6 protein-coding genes are annotated in these 5,587 nt (G+C 64.8%); 2 read left to right on the top strand and 4 right to left on the bottom strand.

Annotation, left to right across the window (positions count from 1 at the left end):
* Together EN935_RS20130 and EN935_RS20125 are read left to right on the top strand one after the other, a co-directional pair.
* A partial coding sequence (locus tag EN935_RS20130; RefSeq protein WP_245489008.1) for a molybdopterin dinucleotide binding domain-containing protein occupies positions 1–1,485 on the top strand: 1,485 nt, incomplete at its 5' end.
* 98 nt (positions 1,486–1,583) lie between these two features.
* Positions 1,584–1,850, top strand: coding sequence for a BrnA antitoxin family protein (locus EN935_RS20125; protein ID WP_109660201.1), 267 nt, complete (start codon positions 1,584–1,586; stop codon positions 1,848–1,850).
* Positions 1,851–1,867: 17 nt separating this feature from the next.
* Here the strand turns inward: EN935_RS20125 and EN935_RS20120 are convergent, their stop codons facing one another.
* Genes EN935_RS20120 through EN935_RS20105 form a run of 4 tightly spaced genes read right to left on the bottom strand, consistent with a single transcriptional unit; the run spans position 1,868 to position 5,574 of the window.
* Entirely contained in the window at positions 1,868–2,224 is a 357-nt protein-coding gene (locus EN935_RS20120) for a cupin domain-containing protein (protein WP_109660203.1), read from the bottom strand.
* Positions 2,225–2,282: 58 nt separating this feature from the next.
* Positions 2,283–3,665, bottom strand: a complete 1,383-nt coding sequence (locus EN935_RS20115) for an FAD-binding oxidoreductase (protein ID WP_109660205.1) — start codon at positions 3,663–3,665, stop codon at positions 2,283–2,285.
* A 30-nt stretch (positions 3,666–3,695) separates the two neighbouring features.
* Positions 3,696–4,805: an ABC transporter ATP-binding protein gene (locus EN935_RS20110; RefSeq protein ID WP_127373556.1), complete on the bottom strand. Its 1,110-nt coding sequence runs from the start codon at positions 4,803–4,805 to the stop codon at positions 3,696–3,698.
* A gap of 1 nt (position 4,806) precedes the next feature.
* Positions 4,807–5,574, bottom strand: coding sequence for an ABC transporter permease (locus tag EN935_RS20105; RefSeq protein ID WP_245489009.1), 768 nt, complete (start codon positions 5,572–5,574; stop codon positions 4,807–4,809).
* Between the last annotated feature and the right edge of the window lie 13 nt (positions 5,575–5,587).

The following is a 5,587-nucleotide window of genomic DNA, read 5'->3' as shown; positions in this document are numbered from 1 at the left end:
GGCACCGTCACCAATTCCGAGCGCCGCATCTCACGCCAACGCGCTTTTTTGCCCATGCCCGGCGAGGCAAGGCCCGACTGGCTGATTGTCGCCGAGGTGGGCATGCGGATGGGGTTTGGCGGGGCGTTTTCCTATGAGACCCCGGGGGAGGTTTTTGCCGAGCACGCCGCTTTGTCGGGGTTCGAGAATGACGGCGCGCGGGATTTCGATATTGGCGCTTATGGGGAGATCGATGGGGAGGGGTATGAGGCACTTGAACCGTTCCAGTGGCCAGCGCCCAGTCGTGCCGACCCCTTCTGGCCTGCCGGCCATCTCCCCCTCGAGGGGGGAGATACGCAGCTTCGCGGCCTGCGCACATCCAGCAGCGCAGGAGATTGGCGAAAGCCGAGCGGCGAGCTGATCTCCCCCCTCGAGGGGGAGATGGCCGGCAGGCCAGAGGGGGTCGGTACGACTGAGCTCCAACCTATTCGCTTCTTCGCCGACGGCGGCTATTTCACACCCGACCGCAAGGCGCGCTTCATTGCGATCCGCCCAACCACGGAAATCCGCACCAGCCCCGACTATCCGCTGATCCTCAACACCGGCCGTATCCGCGATCATTGGCACACCATGACACGGACGGGCAAAAGCCCGCGGCTGTCGCAGCACATCGCCGAGCCCTTCGTCGAAATCCACCCGGTGGATGCGCAACGCTTCGGCATCGGCGACGCCGACATCGCGCGCGTTTCCAGCCCGCGCGGCGACGTGCTGGTGCGCGCTCTGGTGACGGCACGCCAGCGCCAGGGCAGCCTGTTTGCGCCAATGCACTGGACCGATCAGTTTGCCGCGAAGGGCCGGCTCGACACGCTGACTGCGCCGCTGACCGATCCCATTTCCGGCCAGCCGGCGCTGAAACATGTCGCAGTCCGCATCGAGAAATTCGCTGCTAAAGCCTTTGGCTTCGCCGTGACGCGGCAGAGGCCGGCGCCTGATACCGCGGCCTACTGGGCGGTGGCCAAATGTAACGGCGGCTGGCGGGTCGAATTGGCCTTTGCCGATGACGACATCGACTGGGCCGGCTTTGCCGGGTCACTGTTCGGCGCGTCAGCGGGTGCCGAAATGTCAGCCTATCATGACAGCGACGCCGGCCAGCATCGCATCGCCGCCTTCGACGGCGATCGATTGTCAGGCGCCCTGTTCGTCGCGCCCGGCCCGGTCGCCGTGTCGCGCGGCTGGGCGGCGGAACAGCTGAGCGCCGATCATGTCGACCGGCGCGGCAGGCTGGCGATCGTGGCCGGGCGGCCGGGCGGGATCGATGTCGACCGCGGCGCCATCGTCTGTTCCTGTTTCGGCGTCGGCGCCAACCAGATCGCGGAAGCGGTGCGCCGCGGCTGCGGCAGCGTCGCGGCAATCGGCGCGGCCCTGCATGCCGGCACGAATTGCGGCTCATGCCGCGCCGAGATTAGGGTTATTGTCGACGCACAGAGTCTCCAAGCAGCCGAGTGATTGTCCTCGCCAAGGGGCCTGCGCGACGGTGCTTGTTGGGCTATGGTGGCGCAAGCGTGCAGCGTCAGCACGAATCGTCTTCAGTCAGGGTCATCCAAATGGCAAATCCCCCGCGCCGACCGACAAATCCGATGACTGCCGCCGAAGCGGCTTTCAAGCCGGTGAAGAAGCCGGTCGCCCCGGTCCGCGAGCCTACGGCCGCTCCGGGTGTCAGGGAGCTTGTTTCGATCCGGATCGACCGCGCCGTGCTGGACCATTTCCAGGAGGATGGTCCTGGCTGGCAGGACCGCATCAACGACGCCTTGCGGCAAGCGATAGAAGGCAAGCCTGCTGTCACCGGGGATGATCGTTCAGACGACGAGTAGCGGCTGTTCCAGCCGGCTCACGCTTCGAAGTGCAGGATATAGAGCTTGCGCGTCTTCTCGTGGATCGTCCATTCGCCTTTCCAGCCTTTCGGCAGCACCAGCATTTCGCCGGCGCCAACATCCTCGCTGCGGCCATCGGGACTATGCAGCGAGACCCGTCCTGAGACGATGTGGCAGGTTTCGGAATTGCTGTCGCGCGATGCGGTGAACCGGCCCGGCGTGCATTCCCAGACGCCGACTTCCAGTGTGCCGTCCGGCGACGTCCACAGCGTCTTCGACGCTTCGAGCTGATTGCCGCTGATCGAGGTCGGCTTGGGCTCGGGCTCGCCGAGATCGATAGCGGCGAGATGGGCGAAGGTCTGAAAGTCGGTCATGGCGGGTCTCCAGGCAGGCACTGAAAATGCAGAAGGTTTTTGGAATCGTTCCGAAGGCTCAATGCCCGGTGATGCGGTCGGCGATCGCGGCCAGTTTCGACGTGTGCTGGAGGCCGGCCTCCTCGCGCTCGTCGGCGACGCGGTAGAGCTGGTACATCGAGTGGACACCGAGCCAGCGCATCGGCTCGGGCTCCCATTTGCTGACCTTGCGGTTGACCCAGGGCAGGCGGGTCAGTTCGGTGTCGCGGCGCAAGATGAGATCACGCAGCGTGCGGCCTGAAAGGTTGGAGCTCGACACGCCGAGCCCGACATAGCCGCCGGCCCAGCCAATGCCGGTCTCAAGGTCGAGACCAGCCGTCGTGCACCAGTCGCGCGGGACGCCGAGCACACCGCACCAGGCGTGGTCGATGCGAAGCCTGGCTGTCTGCGGCAGAAGGCGGATGAGGATGGCGTGCAGGCTTTCGATGGTCGCCTGCTGCGTCTGGCCGCGCACGTCGGTCTGTGAGCCGTAGCGATACGGCACGCCGCGCCCGCCCATGGTGATGCGGCCTTCCCTGGTGCGCTGCGCGTAGCAATAGGCGTGCGCGGCGTCGCCCAGGAGCTCATGGCCTTGCCAGCCGATCTCGTCCCACAGCGACTGCGGCAGCGGCTCGGTGATGATCTGCGCGCTGTTGAGCGGCAGCCAGAGCCGCTCATTGCCCGAGATGCCGGCCGTGAACCCTTCGGTGGCGCGGATGATGATCGGTGCGCGCACGGTGCCGCGGTTCGTCGTGACCTTGCCCTTCTCGATGCCGGTCACGGTGGTCTGTTCATAGATCGGCACGCCGAGCCGCTCGACGGCTTCGGACAGGCCGCGCACCAGCTTGGCCGGCTGCACGCGCGCGGTGCCGTGGTGGATATAACCGCCAAGCACATTTTTGATGTTGATGCGGGCCTTGGCCTCTTCCTGGCCAATCAGGCTGACGCGGTCCTGCGGTACGCTCCAGCCGATCGCATCGGCATAGGCGGCCTTGATCCGTTCGAGCTGCGGCGGGTTGGTGGCGACCGTCAGATTGTCGACGCGGCGGATGTCGGCATCAATGCCTTCGGCCTCGGTCACCTTGATCACTTCATCGACCGTGCCATGCATGGCGGTTTCCATGTCGATGACGGCGCCGCGCGTCGACATCTGCAGATATTTCTCGCGCGACCAGCTGAAGCCGCCGGACAGCCAGCCGCCATTGCGGCCCGACGCGCCGAAGCCGGCGAACTCCCGCTCGACGATGGCGATGCGGATCGAAGGATCGGCCTTCTTCAGATAGTAGGCCGTCCACAGCCCGGTGTAGCCGGCGCCGACGATGCAGACATCGGCTTCGATATCCCCCGGGAGCGGCGCGCGATAGGCCGGCAGGCCGATGTCGGCATACCAGAACGAGACGTTGCCGTTGACTTTGGCGTCCATGTCTAAAAATCCTGCGGGGAAAAAGAGCGGTCAGGTCATCGTCATGTCGGCGCGGTTGTCGTCGGCAAGAAGTTTTGCATCGACGACGGACCAGCGCAGATCGACTGTGTCACCAATCGAGAACGGTGCGGCTTCCAGCGACGAGCGCACGATGGCGACCGAGCCATCGCGAAGCGTCACCTGGTATTTCGAACCCGACCCCAGATAGATCGCCTCGCTGACTTCACCGGTGAGGCTGTTCTGCCCTGCGGTCAAAGGCGTTTTTGCGCTGGCAAGCGAGAGCTTTTCCGGTCGCAGCAGGACCACCGGCTTCTGGCCGCCGGCGAGCTTGCCGCCGGCAACGATCTTCTGGCCGGCGATCGTCAGGCTGGTCTCGTTTCCGGACGTCTGGGCATCGCCGCGCAGGCTGGTCGATTCGCCGATGAACTTCGCTACGAACAAGGTCGTCGGCTCGTCATAGAGCTGGCGGCCCGTTCCCACCTGTTCGATGCGTCCCTGGTTGAACACGGCGATGCGGTCGGAAAGCACCAGGGCCTCTTCCTGATCATGCGTGACGTAGACGAAGGTGGTGCCGAGTTCGCGGTGGATACGCTTGATTTCCAGCTGCAGCCATTCGCGCAGTTTTTTGTCGAGCGCGCCGAGCGGCTCGTCCATCAGGAGCAGCGGCGGATCGAAGACGATGGCGCGCGCCAGCGCCACGCGCTGCTGCTGGCCGCCAGAGAGTTCGGCTGGATAGCGATGCGCGAAATCGGCCATCTTGACCATATCGAGGGCGCGCGCGACTTGGCGATCTCGCGCCGGCTTGTCCATGCCGCGCAAGGTGAGGGGATAGGCGACGTTCTTGCCGACCGTCATGTGCGGAAACAGCGCGTAATGCTGAAAGACGACGCCGATGTTGCGCTTGTGCGCCGGCAGAGCGACGATGCTTTTGCCGCCGACGGCGAGGTCGCCGGCGGTGAGGTCGGTGAAACCCGCGACGACGTTGAGCGTGGTGGTCTTGCCCGAGCCGCTGGGTCCGAGCAGCGTCATGAACTCGCCCGGCTCGATATGCAGGCTGACATCGTCGAGCGCGGTGAAATTGCCGTAACGCTTGGTTGCGCCCTTGATGTCGATGGCCGCGCCACGTTCCCTCGCAGTCATCTCAACTCCTCGTCGATTTCGAGCTGATGATCAGCCCGGCGCTGATGATCAGCGTCGTGGCAATGAAGATGATGGTTCCGACCGCCGTCACGGTCGGGTCTGCGTCGCGGGTGATGCTGGTGAAGATCTGCACCGGCAGGGTCTTCAGGTACGGGCTGGTGATGAACAGCGCGACGATGATTTCATCGAAGGAGGTGACGAAGGCAAACAAGAGCCCCGACAGGATGCCCGGCGCGATCAGCGGCAAGGTCACGGTGCGGAAGGTGGTGAAGCGGTCGGCGCCGAGGCTTGCCGCCGCCGTCTCCAGCCGCACGTCGAAGACTTCGAGGCTCGCCGACACGGCGATGATGACGAAGGGGATCGCCAGCATCGTGTGCGCGATGACGAAGCCGGTGGTAGTGCCGACGAGTTGGTAGTCGAGATAGACGGCATAGATGCCGATGGCCAGCACCACGCCGGGTACGATCATCGGCGTGATCAGGATGGCGCGCAGCAGGCCGGCGCCGGCATGTTTCATGCGGCTGAGGCCAAGCGACGCCAGCGTGCCGATCAGCGTAGCGGCGACGGCGACGAGGCCCGCGACCCTGAGCGAATTGAAGAAGCTCGACAGCCAATCGGGATTGGTGAAGAAATTCGCGTACCACTGCCAGGAGAAGCCGGACGGCGGGAAGGCAAGCGACTTCTTCTCGTTGAACGACATTGGGATGATGACCAGCGTCGGCATCACCAGCCACACGGCGACCAGCAGGCAGAACAGGCCGAGCAGAATGCGGAATGGGGCC

It is taken from the genome of Mesorhizobium sp. M7D.F.Ca.US.004.03.1.1, assembly GCF_003998635.1.
GTDB lineage: Bacteria > Pseudomonadota > Alphaproteobacteria > Rhizobiales > Rhizobiaceae > Mesorhizobium > Mesorhizobium loti.
The sequence above is the reverse complement of the archived record's forward strand: the minus strand, read 5'-3'. Positions and strand labels throughout refer to the sequence as shown.

Coding starts and splice junctions, on each gene's coding strand:
- EN935_RS20125 (WP_109660201.1), top strand. CDS start 1,584: ATGGCAAATCCCCCGCGCCGACCGACAAATCCGATGACTGCCGCCGAA.
- EN935_RS20120 (WP_109660203.1), bottom strand. CDS start 2,224: ATGACCGACTTTCAGACCTTCGCCCATCTCGCCGCTATCGATCTCGGC.
- EN935_RS20115 (WP_109660205.1), bottom strand. CDS start 3,665: ATGGACGCCAAAGTCAACGGCAACGTCTCGTTCTGGTATGCCGACATC.
- EN935_RS20110 (WP_127373556.1), bottom strand. CDS start 4,805: ATGACTGCGAGGGAACGTGGCGCGGCCATCGACATCAAGGGCGCAACC.